Here is a 14328-nt window from a genome sequence, read left to right as displayed (position 1 = left end):
GCGGTCTTACGGACAATCAACGCCTGTTTTCCGCTCTTGGATTTGCCGGTATGTCGCAACCGATCTTCTTCGCCCACGCCAACGGTTTCCCTTCGGGTACCTACGGCAAACTGTTCGCGGCGCTGGCGCCCGAGTACCGGGTCGCGCATCTGGAACAACATGCCCATGACCCGCGTTTCCCGGCAGGTGACAACTGGTATCACCTGGTCGATGAACTCATCCATCATCTTCAACAGCAAGACGAGCCGGTGTGGGGCGTGGGCCATTCCTTCGGCGGCATGCTGCATTTGCACGCCGCGCTGCGTTGCCCTGAACTGTATCGGGGCGTGGTGATGCTCGACTCGCCGGTGCTGACCCGCACCGATCAATGGGTGATCCGGGCCGCCAAGCGTTTTGGTTTCATCGACAAACTGACCCCGGCCGGCCGCACGCTGGGACGGCGCGAAGAATTTGCCGATCTGGACAGTGCCCGTGGTTATTTCGCTGGCAAGACCCTGTTCCGCAGCTTTGATCCGGAATGTTTCGATGCCTACTTGCAGCACGGTCTGCACAAGGTCGGCGACAAGCTGCGCCTGCGCTTCGATCCTGCGACCGAGATCAGCATCTATCGCGGCGTGCCGCACACCAGTCCTGCGCATACCCGGCAATTGAAAGTGCCGCTGGCGGTGGTACGTGGACACAAGAGCCGCGTGGTGATGAACCACCACACCCGATTTGTCGGACGCCTGCCTCAGGGCGAGTCGCTGACCGTGCCCGGCGGGCACATGTTTCCGCTTGAGCGTCCGCAGGACACCGCACAATTACTGAAAAACCTGTTCAATCGCTGGGAACGCCGGCAAGACAAGGACTGCGCATGAACCCGGCCGTCGAAGAAGTGCGCCTGAGCCTGCCGCATATCGAACTGGCGGCGCACCTGTTCGGCCCGGAAGACGGGGTGCCGGTAATCGCCCTGCATGGCTGGCTGGACAACGCCAACAGCTTCGCCCGACTGGCGCCGAAGCTCAAAGGCTTGCGCATCGTGGCGCTGGACATGGCCGGTCACGGGCATTCCGGGCACCGTCCGAACGGCGCCGGTTACGCGCTGTGGGACTACGCCCATGACGTGCTGCAGGTTGCCGAGCAACTGGGCTGGAAACGTTTCGGGTTGCTCGGGCATTCCATGGGCGCCATTGTTTCGCTGGTGTTGGCCGGGTCGTTGCCCGAACGCATCACCCATCTGGCGTTGATCGACGGGGTTATTCCTCCTACCGACAAAGGCGAAAATGCCGCCGAGCGCATGGGCATGGCCTTACAGGCGCAGCTCGATCTTCGGGAAAAGCGCAAACCGGTCTACAACACCCTCGACCGGGCGATCGAAGCGCGGATGAAAGGGCTGGTGGCGGTCAGTCGCGAAGCCGCCGAACTGCTGGCGCAACGCGGACTGATGCCGGTGCCCGGTGGGTACACCTGGCGCACCGACAACCGCCTGACTTTGCCTTCGCCGCTGCGTCTGACCCAGGAACAGGCGATGGCGTTCGTGCAGCGCATTGCCTGCCCCGCACAATTGATGGTCGCCGCCGATGGCATGCTGGCCAAACATCCCGAGCTGCTGGAACGTCTACCCTTTGCCTGGGAACAGCTGCCGGGCGGGCATCATCTGCACCTGAACGATGAGGCCGGGGCCGAGCTTGTCGCAGACTGTTTCAATCGGTTCTTCGCCATTCCTTGACTTGCTCCCGGCAACTGTCGAGGCTGGGCGGGTTGAAATGGGAGACAACCAAGATGGATTTCTACACCGCTGCGACTTCGAACTGCCCCCAAGGCATCCAGGCCATGTCCCTGCGATGAGCCTGTCCATGCGATCTATCAGTCTGCTGGCGCTGTGCTGTTTCAGTCCCTTTCTATTCGCTGCCGACCTGCCGGGCAGTCAGGACTTGCCGATCGTGCCGCGTGTGGCCGATGCGCAGATCGTCGACTATCGCCCCGCCGTGGAGCTGGAGCGGATCTACCCGCTCGGCTCGATCCGCAAGATCAGCGGTCAATTGCGTTTCGACGGCCAGGTCAGCGCCCGGGGGCAAACCACCTCGGTGACCTATGAATTACCGCCGGAGCATTCCGCCACCGAAGCCTTTACCCTTGCCCGCGAAGCCCTGCAAAAGCAGGAGGCCCAGCTGTTGTTCTGGTGCCAGGCCCGGGATTGCGGCGAGAGCAGCCTGTGGGCCAACGAGGTGTTCGGCAACGCCAAGCTGTACGGTGCCGACGAGCAGCAGGCCTATCTGCTGCTGAGGCTCGCGGCCCCGCGCGACAACACGCTGGTGGCGCTGTACAGCATCACCCGGGGCAATCGCAAAGCCTATCTGCACGTTGAACAGTTCGAGGCGCTGGCCCCGCTGGGTGACCTGCTGCCGACTTCGGCCACGCTGCTGCGGGAGCTGAAAAGCACCGGCGAACTGGACTTTCCCAAGCTCGCCGGCGATCCGGATGACACCTGGCTGCGCTTGCTGTCCCGTGGACTGAACCTCGACACCACCTTGCGGGTGACAGTGTCCGGGCCGAAAGCCGAGGCCTGGCGGCAGGCGCTGATCGGGCAGGGCGTGCGCGCCGCGCGAATGGAAACCGGCAGTGTCGACGGCGAAGGTCTGCGCATCGATCTGTTGCGATAAGGTGTCTTTGGCGGACACGCTCGACGTGTTCGCCTACTCTTTGCCTGACTGATTTTTTTCGAGATTTCACATGCCCAATAATGATCGTCTGCTGGTGCAGATCCTGTTGCTGGTGCTGTTTGGTGCCAGTTTCTGGGTGATGGCGCCGTTCTGGTCGGCGCTGTTCTGGGGCGCGGTGCTGGCGTTCGCCAGTTGGCCGCTGATGCGTTTGCTGACCCGCTGGCTCAATGGCCGGGAATCGCTGGCGGCCCTGGTTTTGACCATGGGCTGGATGTTGCTGGTAGCGGGGCCGCTGGTGTGGCTCGGCTTTAACTTGGCCGATCACGTGCGTGATGCCACGGCGTTCATCAAGGATGTGCAGGTCGACGGTCTGCCGGAGGCACCGAGCTGGCTGGGTGGCGTGCCGTTGGTGGGCGAACGGCTGGTGGGGATCTGGAACAGCATCGATCAGCAGGGCGCGGCGCTGATGGTGACGGTCAAACCCTATCTGGGGCAGGTCGGCAACTGGCTGCTGGCGCGCAGTGCGCAGATCGGCAGCGGGATTCTCGAGCTGACCCTGAGCATTGTCTTCGTGTTCTTTTTCTACCGCGACGGGCCGCGGCTGGCGGCATTCGTGCACAGTCTGCTGGAACGCCTGATCGGTGACCGGGCCGGATACTACATCGATCTGGTGGCCGGTACCGTGCAACGGGTGGTCAACGGGGTGATTGGTACAGCGGCGGCGCAAGCGGTGCTGGCGCTGATCGGGTTCCTGATTGCCGGGGTGCCGGGGGCGCTGGTGCTGGGGATCGTGACGTTTCTGCTCAGTCTGATTCCGATGGGGCCACCGCTGGTGTGGATTCCGGCCACGGCATGGCTGGCCTGGAAGGGCGAGTACGGGATGGCGGTGTTTCTCGGGATCTGGGGGACGTTCATCATCAGTGGCGTGGATAACGTGCTCAAGCCGTATCTGATCAGCCGGGGTGGGAATCTGCCGTTGGTGATTGTGTTGCTTGGGGTGTTTGGCGGCTTGATTGCGTTTGGGTTTATCGGGTTGTTTATTGGGCCTACGCTTTTGGCTGTTGCTTATAGTTTGTTGACGGATTGGAGTAAGAGTCAGGCTCGGGTTTGAGGCTTTGGACTTGGCGGCCTTTGGGCCGACCAGGTTTTGGGTTGACTGTGTACATATCCGTTTCTTCGGTAACGGCGGCTTATGGTTTCGCCCTTACGGCGACTCACTTTTTTACAAGCGCCCTCTGTGTCAGGCTACCTGTCGCCCTTGTTGATTGACTCGTTCATTCAAGAGGGTGAAGGTGCATAACAATGTCCAATTTAGGCAAGCGCTACGACAGCGACTTCAAAGACTGGGTCGTTTTGCAAATGATGCCGCCCTTTAATCGGTCAGTGGCAGAACTTGCCGTTGCACTCAATCTCACGCCACAGTCGCTGCGAAACTGGAGACAAATGGCCAGAGACAAAGGCTTGATCGTTCCAGGAAACGGCAAAACCAGTGACCAATGGTCTAGCGCCGATAAATTCAATGCTGTTATGGAAACCGCGCCGTTGAGCGAGGTGGAAATTTCTCAGTATTGCCGAATAAAGGGCATTTACCCTGAGCAAATTCAGCAGTGGAGACTGGCCTGTCAAAACGCCAATCCGGTCGTTGATCTCAACTCTCGAACCTCTAAAACGGCCGAGCAACGGCGTATCAAAATACTCGAGCGTCAATTGATCCAGTCAGATGCCGGACGTGCGGAGGCGGTGGCCCTGCTGGAGCTCAGAAAAAAAGCCAATGCGATCTGGGGCAAGGACAAGGAAGACTGATTAACGCCGCTGATCGTACGCAAGCCATGAAGTTGATTGCAGACGCAGTGCAGAGCGGCGCTCGTCGATATCGAGCCTGCAATGAGTTGGGGTTGAGCCTGCGTACAGTCCAGCGCTGGCGATATGCTGACTGTGATGGGCGACTGCTGGCTAAACGGGCAGCTCCGGCTAACAAGCTCAGTGAGTCGGAATGCCAAGCGGTACTTGATGCTGCCAATCAGGCTGGCTACGCCAGCCTTACTCCGCACCAGATCGTCCCCAAACTGGCCGATGAAGGCATCTATCTGGCTTCGGAATCGACGTTTTACCGAGTGTTAAAAGCGGCTCATCAAAACGTGCGTCGCGGCCGAACCAAAGCCCCGAAACGTAGGGTGCTGACGACGCATTGTGCCGATGGCCCCAACCAGGTGTGGTGCTGGGATATCACTTGGTTGCCAAGCACCGTCAGAGGTCGATTTTTCTACTGGTACATGGTCAAGGATGTCTACAGCCGCAAACTGGTCGCCAATGAAGTGCACGAAGTGGAATGCGCCGAACACGCATGCGAGCTGCTTAGAAAGGGATGCTTACGTGAACATACAGCGGGTCGCCCGCTGGTGCTGCACTCGGATAACGGACACGTGATGAGAGGTTCTTTGCTGCGTGAAAGCATGGTTGCACTTGGCGTCGAGCCTTCTTTTAGCCGGCCAAGGGTAAGTAACGATAACGCATATGCAGAGGCACTTTTCCGCACTGCAAAGTACTGCCCGCTCTGGCCGGATCAACCATTTGATACGGTCATTGATGCGAGGCTTTGGGTGCAGAAATTCATCGAGTGGTACAACGAAGATCATCGCCATAGCGCTTTGAAATACGTGACGCCAAACGAGAGGCACGAAGGCAAAGCGACGATGCTATTACAAGCAAGAGCAGCGCTTTATGAGGATGCCAGGAAAGCTAATCCGAGCCGTTGGAGCACTCGGACACGCAACTGGAAACTAGCTGATGCGGTGTATTTAAACCCAGAGCGCCCTGACTTTAAGGGCTCAACTGGCTAACAACGATTGGAACAAGGCGACAGGTGCCTTGACACGCACCGAGCGCCTAAAAAAGTAAGCAAAAAACGCTCGCCCCGGCGTTCGGCCCTCGCAGGCTCGGGTTCCTTCGCTCCGGCGTCCTTCCGGAGGCATCGACTTCGTCGATGAGTTCGGCTTCGCCAAACGGCACTGCGTGCCAATCCCCGGATGAACACCTCCACTCAGCCTTCCGAAGGGGCGGGTGGATCAAGATCAAGAGCTTTGTCGAGCTAACGCTCATCCTGGTTTTGGATTACCTCAAGTCGCCACATTCAAATACTTGCCCACCGACGCGGTGCTTTCGAGCGAGTACTGCTTGCTCAGATTGGCAATCATCCGGTTCAGCGCTTCGGTGGTGGTTTGAGTATTGCTGGCGGTCTGTTCGTCATCCGGGCGTTCGCGACCTGCATGCAGTGCAGCTTTCAGTTCGTCGCTGCTGACGCCTGCGCTGCTGTCGCTGTCCAGAACCTTGAGCAGAGCGGCGGCGGTGTCGGTGTTGTTCGATGAGGTGCTGTCGCTGGCTTGCAACGCACTGCTCAACTCGGTGGCGGTGACGCTGCCGTCGCCGTCTGCATCGAGTTGGCTGAAGAGTTCGTCACTGGAGGCTTGTGGGGGCGGGGGTGGCGGTGGGGTGAGGCTGGCGGCGAGTTCGTCCTGGCTGACGACGCCGTCTTCGTTTTTGTCCAGGGCCGAGAAGATTTTGCTGCTGTCGGCGGTGCTGCCGGCGCTGGTCAGGCCGTTGCTCAGTTCGTCGCTGCTGATGGCGCCGTCGCCGTCGGCGTCCAGGGCGCTGATCAGGGCGTCGGCCAGTTCGGTGTTGGGGGCCTGGTCGCCTGGGGGCGGTGGCGGTGGGGCCATGGCGGTCATTTCTTCGGCGCTGAGGCTGCCGCTGGCGTCGCTGTCCAGATCGCCGAATTGTTTGCTCAGACTGACCAGCAGGCCGTCGTTGGACTTTTGCGACAGGGCGCTGCCCAGTTCGTCCTGATCCACCGCGCCGTCGCCGTTGCTGTCGAGCTTGGCGAACAGTTCCTTTTGCAGCTGCTGGCTGCGGGCGTTCTGGGTGGAGGTGCTGCTGGTGCTGGTATAGCTCGTGTAGTTGCTGACGCTACCGATCATCGGGCTCACTCCTTGGACTGGAAAACCGGTGGGTGTACCGGCTTATGCAGCCTCAAGGTGCAAGGTGTCGTGGGTATGTGAGGTTTGTACCGGCCGGTACACAGTCAAACTCAGTGGCGAGGCAGTTGGATCACGGCGGTCAGGCCGCCGCCGGGGGTTTCTGCCAGGGTCAGTTGTCCGCCCTGGCGCTGCGCCGCTTCTCGGGCGATGGTCATGCCCAGGCCGACGCCGCCGGAGTTGCGGTTACGTGAGCCTTCGAGGCGGAAGAACGGTTCGAATACCGCTTCACGCTTGTCCGCCGCGATGCCCGGGCCGTGGTCGATGACGCGGATCAGCAGTTGTTCGCGCTGGTCTTGCAGTTCGATGTGCGCTTGGCCGGCGTAGCGCAGGGCGTTGTCCATCAGGTTGTTGATGCACGAGCGCAGGGCCATCGGTTGTACCTGCAACGGGGCGCAGTGGCCGCTGACCTGAACGTCGGCGCCTTGATCCTGGGCGTTTTCGCACAGTGATTCGACCAGCGCCTGCACGTCCATCAACTGCAAGGCCTCGCTGGTGCGCTGTTCGTGCAGGTAGGTGAGGGTGGCGTCGAGCATGCCGATCATGTCGTCCAGATCCTGGCGCATCTGGCCCTGCAGTTTGTCGTCGCTGATATTTTCCAGACGCAGTTTCAGTCGCGACAGCGGGGTGCGCAGGTCGTGGGAGACGGCGCCGAGCATCCGCGCCCGTTGCTGCACCTGTTCGCGGATGCGCTGCTGCATCAGGTTGAAGGTGTACGCAGCCTGCCGTGCTTCCCGCGGGCCGGTTTCGTCCAGCGGCGGGCTGTCGAGGTCTTCGCTCAGGCGCTCGGCCGCATCGCTCAGACGCTGGATCGGTCGGGTCAGCAGCTTGGCGCCGTACCAGGCGGCGATGATCAGCGAGATGAACTGGAAGGTCAGTGGCACGATCGGCCCGCCGAACCAGGGGCGCGGTGGACGGGGCGGGTAGCGTGGATCCTGAGCCGGCTGTTGACCGTCGAGGTTTTGCGAGAACTCCGGCGGCGGTGGCGGGGGCGGTGGGCCGTAGAGGCGGAACCAGGCGAAGGCCAGCAGGTGCGCCAGGACGATCGCCACCAACAGCATGCCAAACAGGCGGCCGAACAGCGTGTCGAAGCGCGCCCGCATCAGCCGATGTCCCGGGCGTCGAACAGGTAGCCTTCACCACGTACGGTCTTAATCAGTTGCGGGGCTTTCGGGTCGTCGCCGAGTTTTTGCCGCAGACGCGAGACCAGCAGGTCGATGCTACGGTCGAAGGCTTCGATCGAGCGGCCACGGGCGGCGTCCAGCAACTGTTCGCGGCTGAGCACCCGGCGCGGGCGTTCGATGAACACCCAGAGCAGGCGGAATTCAGCGTTGGACAGCGGCACCACCAGACCATCGTCGGCGATCAACTGGCGCAGGACGCTGTTCAGGCGCCAGTTGTCGAAGCGAATGTTCGCACGCTGTTCGCTGCGGTCGTCGCGCACCCGACGCAGAATCGTCTGGATCCGCGCCACCAGTTCCCGGGGTTCGAACGGCTTGGCCATGTAATCATCGGCGCCCAGTTCCAGGCCGATGATCCGGTCGGTGGGTTCGCAGCGGGCGGTGAGCATCAGGATCGGGATGTCCGATTCAGCGCGCAGCCAGCGGCACAGCGACAGACCGTCTTCGCCGGGCAGCATCAGGTCGAGCACCACCACGTCGAAATGTTCGGCCTGCATCGCCTGGCGCATGGCCGCGCCGTCGGTGACGCCGCTGGCGTGAATGTTGAAGCGGGCCAGGTAGTCGATCATCAATTCACGGATCGGCACGTCATCGTCGACGATCAGCGCGCGGATGTTCCAGCGCTTGTCGTCTTTCTGTTCGTCGTTCACGGAGGCTTGGGAGTTGTGCATGAGGCTGTTCATCTGCCAGTAGGCCGCCAACCACAAAGATAGGCTGCGAGGTTGTGGTTTCAGCATAGGCGTCCGGCCGTGAGGCGGGAAGGGCTGCTGTAAGGACTTGTTGCGGCTGGCGAGGCTAGCGCGGGCGCATGTTGTCGGCGTGTCGGTTGTGTATCGGGTTCGACACAATACCCTGCAAGGCTATGCTGATCACGGTTGGCGCGACGATTTACCGATCATCGGGTGCCGCGCCGCCGCCGGTTCCGCTACAATGCGCGCCGATTTCGACTTGCCTGAGAGCCCATCCATGTCCGCCTGCCAGACTCCTATCATCGTCGCCCTGGATTTCCCTACCCGTGACGCCGCACTGAAGCTGGCCGACCAGTTGGACCCGAAACTGTGCCGGGTCAAAGTGGGCAAGGAACTGTTCACCAGTTGCGCCGCGGAAATCGTCGGCACTCTGCGTGACAAGGGTTTTGAAGTATTCCTGGACCTGAAATTCCACGACATTCCCAACACCACGGCGATGGCGGTCAAGGCCGCGGCCGAGATGGGCGTGTGGATGGTCAACGTTCACTGCTCCGGCGGCCTGCGCATGATGGCGGCCTGCCGCGAAGAGCTGGACAAGCGCAGCGGTCCGCAGCCGTTGCTGATCGGCGTGACCGTGCTGACCAGCATGGAGCGTGAGGATCTGGCGGGTATCGGTCTGGACATCGAGCCGCAGGAGCAGGTGCTGCGTCTGGCGGCGTTGGCCGAAAAGGCCGGGATGGACGGTCTGGTGTGCTCGGCGCTGGAAGCCACTGCGCTGAAAACCGCGCATCCATCGCTGCAACTGGTGACCCCGGGAATTCGTCCGGCGGGCAGCGCCCAGGACGACCAGCGTCGCATCCTGACCCCGCGTCAGGCGCTGGATGCCGGTTCCGACTATCTGGTGATCGGCCGTCCGATCAGCCAGGCGGCGGATCCGGCCAAGGCACTGGCCTCGGTGGTTGCCGAACTGGCCTGAGCGAACAGCTGAAGAAACAATGAAGGGAGCCCGATGGCTCCCTTCATTGTTTTCAGACCTTCAACACCAGCTTGCCGAAGTTCTCGCCGCTGAACAGTTTGCCCAGGGTCTCGGGGAATGTTTCCAGGCCTTCAACGATGTCTTCCTTGCTCTTGAGTTGACCTTTGGCCATCCACCCGGCCATCTCCTGGGCGGCACTGGCGTACTGCGCGGCGTAATCCATCACCACGAAGCCTTCCATCCGCGCGCGGTTGACCAGCAGCGACAGGTAGTTGGCCGGGCCTTTGACCGCTTCCTTGTTGTTGTACTGGCTGATCGCGCCGCAGATCACCACGCGTGCTTTCAGGTTGATACGGCTGAGTACGGTGTCGAGGATGTCGCCGCCGACGTTGTCGAAATACACGTCCACGCCTTTCGGGCATTCGCGTTTGAGACCGGCCAGCACGTCTTCGCTCTTGTAGTCGATGGCACCGTCGAAGCCCAGTTCATCGATCAGGAACTTGCACTTGTCGGCGCCGCCGGCGATGCCGACCACCCGGCAGCCTTTTATTTTGGCGATCTGCCCGGCGATGCTGCCGACCGCGCCCGCGGCACCGGACAGCACCACGGTGTCCCCGGCCTTCGGCGTGCCGACATCGAGCAGGGCAAAGTAGGCGGTCATGCCGGTCATGCCCAGTGCGGACAGATAAACCGGCAGCGGTGCCAGTTTCGGATCGACCTTGTAGAAACCTCTTGGCTCGCCGAGGAAATAATCCTGCACGCCAATGGCACCGTTGACGTAGTCGCCGACGGCAAACCCCGGATTGTTCGACGCGACGACTTTACCTACGCCCAACGCGCGCATGACTTCGCCCAGACCCACCGGCGGAATGTAGGACTTGCCTTCGTTCATCCAGCCGCGCATGGCCGGGTCGAGGGACAGGTATTCGTTCTTGACCAGAATCTGCCCTGCCGCCGGCTCGCCGACCGGTACTTCCTGATAGGTGAAGGTCTCGCGGGTGGCGGCGCCCACTGGGCGTTTGGCGAGCAGGAACTGGCGATTGGTCTGGTTGGTCATGACAGGCACTCGAATTGAATGAAGCCTTGTTGATAGACCTTCATGAGCGATGCCGCAAGGTTGGCTCACGGGGCGAATGCAGGCTGATCCAGTACGGTGATAGTGCAGGCCTGGGTTTCATCACTGCGATTCATGCAAGCCTAACCGGCCTTCTGATAGTGCTGACGTCACTCAGGCCCCTGTGGCTATGCTGCCTTCATCCATTCCCCCCGCATTCGAGGACATAACAATGAGCATGACGTTTTCCGGTCAGGTAGCCGTCGTCACTGGCGCGGCCAACGGCATCGGCCGCGCGACGGCCCAGGCATTCGCCGCCGAAGGTCTGAAAGTGGTGGTGGCCGATCTGGATGCGGCCGGGGGCGAGGGCACCGTGGCGCTGATTCGTACAGCCGGTGGCGAAGCGACCTTCGTGCGCTGCAACGTGACCGTCGAAAGCGAAGTGAAAAATCTGATGGACGAGGTGATCAATACCTACGGCCGTCTCGACTACGCCTTCAACAATGCCGGGATCGAAATCGAGAAGGGCAAACTGGCCGAAGGCTCGATGGACGAGTTCGACGCGATCATGGGCGTCAACGTCAAGGGTGTCTGGCTTTGCATGAAGTATCAGTTGCCGTTGCTGCTGGCGCAGGGCGGCGGGGCGATCGTCAACACCGCGTCGGTGGCTGGATTGGGTGCCGCGCCGAAGATGAGCATCTATGCCGCCTCCAAGCACGCGGTGATCGGTCTGACCAAGTCGGCTGCGATCGAATACGCCAAGAAGAAAATCCGCGTCAACGCCGTCTGCCCGGCGGTGATCGACACTGACATGTTCCGTCGCGCCTATGAAGCGGACCCGAAAAAAGGTGAATTCGCCAACGCGATGCACCCGGTCGGGCGCATTGGCAAGGTCGAGGAAATCGCCAGCGCCGTGCTGTATCTGTGCAGCGACGGAGCGGCTTTTACCACCGGCCATTCGCTGGCCGTGGATGGCGGCGTGACCGCCTTCTAAGGTGGCGTCGACCGAGACAAAAAATGACCCGCCCACCGGCGGGTTTTTTTTCGCCTCGGGAGCGGTTCCGTGAGTCCGCTAAACAATGTGTTTCAAATGGTGAGAACGGAGGCTTTTGGCGGTTTTGTCGCACAGCCTCAAGGGCGTGGCTGTGATTTACTGCCGCCAGCAAAAACGGACAGGAGTTTGCGTGCTCATGGAATTGAGAATTGACCGACAGGCAATGGTGCCGGTCGTACAGCAGATTGTTGACGGGTTGACCGAGTGGATCATGCAGGGGCAGGTGCCGCCGACGACGCGTCTGCCCTCCGTGCGCGAGATCGCACGGTGCAATCTGCTCAGCCAGTCCTGCGTCATGGAGGCTTGCGAGCGGCTGGTGGCGCAAGGGGTTCTGGCCTCGCGTCAGGGCTCGGGATTCATGGTGGCGGCTTCGTCGCCCGATTGTTGCAAGGCGATCGATGGCTCCGGGTGTGAGGGGGAGCGCACCGGGGGCGATCCGGCCCTCCGATGGCGCGGCGGTTTGACGCTGGGGAGTGGCGTCCTGCCAGAGAGTTGGCGCGAGCCCGATGATCTCGGCTATGCGATCCGCGAGGTGACGCGCGCCGACATGGCCAGCCTGTTCAACTACAGCACGCCTCTTGGGCTGCCGGCGTTGCGCGAACAGATTGTCAGGCGCCTCGGATTGCTGAATATCAAGGCTGCTGACGAGCAGGTGATGACCACCGCCGGCGCCAGCCACGCACTCGACCTGATCGTGCGGACCTTGTTCAAGGCCGGTGATTGCGTCGTGGTAGAAACCCCCGGTTATGCGCCGCTGTTCGATCTCCTGCGCTTGCATGGCGTGCGCATGCTGGAGGTTCGCCGCATGGCGGGCGGGCCGGATGTCGAGGCCCTTGAGGCGTTGCTGCAGCAGTTCCGACCCTCGGCGCTGTTCATCAACAGTCATCATCACAATCCCACGGGCAGTTGCCTGGTGCCGGCGGTCGCCCGACGCATCCTGCAGCTGAGCAGGATCTACGACCTGCGGCTGATAGAAGATGATGTCTACGCCGACCTGCACAACGGCAGCGGCACTCGCCTGGCGGCGCTGGATGACGAGGGGCGGGTCATTTACGTCGGCAGTTTTTCCAAGACCCTGAGCAGCTCGCTACGGGTGGGTTTCGTGCTGGCCGATGGCGAGCTGGTCGAGCGGATGGCGCGGGTCAAGATGATCAGTTGCATGGGGACCCCAAGGTTCTGCGAGGCGGTGCTGGCGGGGATGCTTGCCAGTGGTGCCTATCGAAAACTGGTACAGCGTCAGCGTCAGCGGCTTTCCACTGATCGTGCGGCCGCTCTTCAGGCGCTGGAAGACGCTGACTGGGAGGTGTTCGGCAAACCCACGGGCGGCCTGTTCATCTGGGCACGTTCGCCAGTGGCCGATGAGGCGCGCCTGCGCAGGCATGCTCTGCGATGCGGTGTGCAGTTGTCCTGCGCAACGTCGTTCAGTCCCAGTGGCGAAGCCTGCGACTGGCAGCGGATCAACGTGGCTTACGCCTGCGATCCCCGGGCACGGCAGTTTTTTCGCGATACAGCCATGGATCGACCTCGAACGTTCTGAAAACGACGCGTGCGTAGCTTTTTGCCATTATTCCGACGCCAGAGACTTGTGCTGGTTCAAGGCCGTTGCGAATCTTCGACAACAGACTATGGCAGGGGACTACGCGCAATGATTTCGGCCGTGCAAGGACGTTTTGCCAACCTCGGTATGGCAAAAAAACTGGGTATCGGGTTTGTGCTGGTGTTGTTGCTGACTGCACTGGTGGCGGCGATTGGCGTCTGGTCCCTGCAAACCATCAGCCAGCGCTTCGATGGCCTCAAGCAGATGTCATCGCTCAACAGTGGCCTGCTCAAAGTGCGGCTGCTGGAGCAGGACTACGCCTTGCACGGCAACCCGAAAACCGTCGAGGCTTTGCACGAAGGTGTCGACGGTCTGGTCGCCATGGCCGACCAACTCAAGATTTTGTCGCCGGGCAATGAGCCGGTCATGAACGACGTCCAACAGTCATTGGGCGCGTACCGCAAGGCGTTCGATGAATTCGTCTCGTTGTCCCAGGCCAAGGACCTGGCGCTGGAAATGGCCAGTTGGTCGGTGTCCAGCGTCGCCAACAATCTCGATGTGTTGCAGGCCGGTCTGGCCGACGACGGCGCGTACACCCTGAAAGACAGCGAGGGCAAGGACGGGGCGCAATTCATCGAGCAGGCCGGCCAGGTCAGTCAGGTCTCACGGTTGATGTTGCAGGCGATGAACGAGGCGCGGGTACGCCTGGATCAAAGCCGCAAGGGTGATGACAGCGCAGGTCAGGGCAATATCGAGCAGGCTGCGCAAGCCCAGGCGCAAGCCGAGCAGCTCAAGTCCACGGTCAAGGACGAAGGCTATCTGACGGTGCTCAATGAAGTGTCCGGGCACATTGCCGGTTTCAGCGACAAGCTGGCCGAGTACACCGGGTTGCTGGCCCAGGAAAAGACCGTCTATCAACAGCTGCACCAACGGGCCGACGAAGTCGTGGCGCGGGTCCAACAGGCCTATGTTGCGCAAGACGGCGCCATGCAGAGCGAACTGAAAAAGAATTCGGTGCTGATCATCGGCTCATCGGCGCTGGCGTTGCTCGTCGGGCTGATTGCGGCGTGGGTGATCACCCGGTTGATCGTTGCACCGTTGCGCAGCGTGATTCACGTGGCGCAACAGATTGCGGCCGGTGATTTGAGCGCAACGATCGAGGTA

12 protein-coding genes and 1 pseudogene are annotated in these 14328 nt (G+C 61.3%); 9 read left to right on the top strand and 4 right to left on the bottom strand.

Annotated elements, in window-relative coordinates:
• The first annotated feature begins 50 nt into the window (after window positions 1-50).
• The 5 genes from K3819_RS21670 (at window position 51) to K3819_RS21650 (ending at window position 5482) form a co-directional block, all read left to right on the top strand.
• Window positions 51-857, top strand: a complete 807-nt coding sequence (locus tag K3819_RS21670) for an alpha/beta fold hydrolase (protein WP_039772855.1) — start codon at window positions 51-53, stop codon at window positions 855-857.
• Window positions 854-1708, top strand: coding sequence for an alpha/beta hydrolase (locus K3819_RS21665; protein ID WP_221397919.1), 855 nt, complete (start codon window positions 854-856; stop codon window positions 1706-1708). The genes K3819_RS21670 and K3819_RS21665 overlap by 4 nt, the downstream gene beginning before the upstream one ends.
• Before the next feature lie 127 nt (window positions 1709-1835).
• On the top strand, window positions 1836-2642 hold the full coding sequence (locus K3819_RS21660; RefSeq protein WP_221397918.1) for a DUF4892 domain-containing protein: 807 nt from the start codon (window positions 1836-1838) through the stop codon (window positions 2640-2642).
• 70 nt (window positions 2643-2712) lie between these two features.
• The gene (locus K3819_RS21655; RefSeq protein ID WP_039772850.1) at window positions 2713-3753 is read left to right on the top strand and encodes an AI-2E family transporter; all 1041 of its coding nucleotides are present in this window, start codon (window positions 2713-2715) and stop codon (window positions 3751-3753) included.
• A gap of 191 nt (window positions 3754-3944) precedes the next feature.
• A protein-coding gene (locus K3819_RS21650; protein WP_139834536.1) for an IS3 family transposase occupies window positions 3945-5482 on the top strand; the annotation gives its coding sequence in 2 pieces (ribosomal slippage) (window positions 3945-4395 and window positions 4395-5482; 1539 coding nt in all).
• A 276-nt stretch (window positions 5483-5758) separates the two neighbouring features.
• Here K3819_RS21650 and xopAW read toward each other — a convergent pair.
• From xopAW to K3819_RS21635, 3 genes are all read right to left on the bottom strand, one after another.
• Window positions 5759-6616 carry a XopAW family type III secretion system calcium-binding effector gene (xopAW, locus tag K3819_RS21645; RefSeq protein ID WP_221397917.1) on the bottom strand — a complete coding sequence of 286 codons (858 nt, stop codon included), beginning with the start codon at window positions 6614-6616 and terminating at the stop codon, window positions 5759-5761.
• 110 nt (window positions 6617-6726) lie between these two features.
• Window positions 6727-7776 (bottom strand): cell wall metabolism sensor histidine kinase WalK, encoded by a 1050-nt coding sequence (locus K3819_RS21640; RefSeq protein ID WP_085612102.1) that lies wholly within the window; start codon window positions 7774-7776, stop codon window positions 6727-6729.
• Window positions 7776-8525 carry a response regulator gene (locus K3819_RS21635; protein WP_064600917.1) on the bottom strand — a complete coding sequence of 250 codons (750 nt, stop codon included), beginning with the start codon at window positions 8523-8525 and terminating at the stop codon, window positions 7776-7778. The genes K3819_RS21640 and K3819_RS21635 overlap by 1 nt, the downstream gene beginning before the upstream one ends.
• Before the next feature lie 295 nt (window positions 8526-8820).
• On the opposite strand from K3819_RS21635, the gene pyrF reads away from it, so the two are divergent.
• Window positions 8821-9519, top strand: coding sequence for an orotidine-5'-phosphate decarboxylase (pyrF, locus tag K3819_RS21630; RefSeq protein ID WP_007960372.1), 699 nt, complete (start codon window positions 8821-8823; stop codon window positions 9517-9519).
• A gap of 52 nt (window positions 9520-9571) precedes the next feature.
• On the opposite strand, the gene K3819_RS21625 is transcribed toward pyrF, so the two are convergent.
• Window positions 9572-10576, bottom strand: coding sequence for an NADP-dependent oxidoreductase (locus K3819_RS21625; RefSeq protein ID WP_221397916.1), 1005 nt, complete (start codon window positions 10574-10576; stop codon window positions 9572-9574).
• Between the two features lie 229 nt (window positions 10577-10805).
• Between K3819_RS21625 and K3819_RS21620 the strand changes: the two genes are divergently transcribed.
• The 3 genes and pseudogenes from K3819_RS21620 to K3819_RS29745 all read left to right on the top strand — a co-directional run.
• On the top strand, window positions 10806-11567 hold the full coding sequence (locus tag K3819_RS21620; protein ID WP_007917441.1) for an SDR family oxidoreductase: 762 nt from the start codon (window positions 10806-10808) through the stop codon (window positions 11565-11567).
• Window positions 11568-11763: 196 nt separating this feature from the next.
• Window positions 11764-13164, top strand: a complete 1401-nt coding sequence (locus tag K3819_RS21615) for a PLP-dependent aminotransferase family protein (protein ID WP_221397915.1) — start codon at window positions 11764-11766, stop codon at window positions 13162-13164.
• Window positions 13165-13272: 108 nt separating this feature from the next.
• Window positions 13273-14328: pseudogene (locus K3819_RS29745) on the top strand (methyl-accepting chemotaxis protein); the annotation flags it as partial.

This window comes from Pseudomonas sp. 3-2 (assembly GCF_019710535.1).
GTDB classification, from domain to species: domain Bacteria; phylum Pseudomonadota; class Gammaproteobacteria; order Pseudomonadales; family Pseudomonadaceae; genus Aquipseudomonas; species Aquipseudomonas pharyngis.
Note: the sequence above shows the minus strand (reverse complement) of the source record. Positions and strands in the feature narration are given on the sequence as shown.